This window comes from Paenibacillus jiangxiensis (assembly GCF_046098255.1).
GTDB classification, from domain to species: domain Bacteria; phylum Bacillota; class Bacilli; order Paenibacillales; family Paenibacillaceae; genus Paenibacillus; species Paenibacillus jiagnxiensis.
The window spans coordinates 1-508 of sequence record NZ_JBJURI010000088.1 but is presented as its reverse complement, the minus strand read 5'-3'; the positions used below and the strand labels follow the sequence as shown (position 1 = coordinate 508).

The 508-nt window shown below is 57.1% G+C and carries 1 protein-coding gene; it reads right to left on the bottom strand.

Annotated features, from left to right (window positions below; all coding sequences use genetic code 11):
• Window positions 1-97: 97 nt before the first annotated feature.
• Window positions 98-508 (bottom strand): hypothetical protein (locus ACI1P2_RS31445; protein WP_355327736.1); only part of this gene is annotated, 411 nt, incomplete at its 5' end.

Below are 508 nucleotides of genomic sequence, written 5' to 3'. Positions count from 1 at the left end.
GCTTGAACCTGAATTTTTCCGATTTCCTCGTTCATGCTAACCCACACCGTTCAAGCAATGCACATCATGCTCACTTTTCCTCGTTCAAGCACTGCGATCAGGACGCAGCCGCAAGAGGCTGAACCGGTTGGCGTGCAATCAGTCGGCGGTAAGGGATCGCCGGAATCGCCACGCCCATGTGCAGCAACTTCTGCCACATCGTTTCTTCCCCTTCGGGCAGGCGCAGTCGGCGGCGTCCGGTGTACTCGTTGAGGTACGCCTGCAGATGCTTCGGACTCAAGGCTACATACGTACGCTTCAGCGATTTCCACGCCTCTCTTACCACTTGCCGCAAGGGCGTATACAGCCGATAGGCTTGAGGGAACGATTGTACCGCCGATGTACGGACATCTACCTGTTCGTTGATGAACGCAGCGAGTTCGTGACGATTCGCTCCGTTCCCATCTCCCCTCATCTGCGGCACCAGGTGGATTTTGACCTGCTCCGGCTCGCCCGACTCCGTGACCGT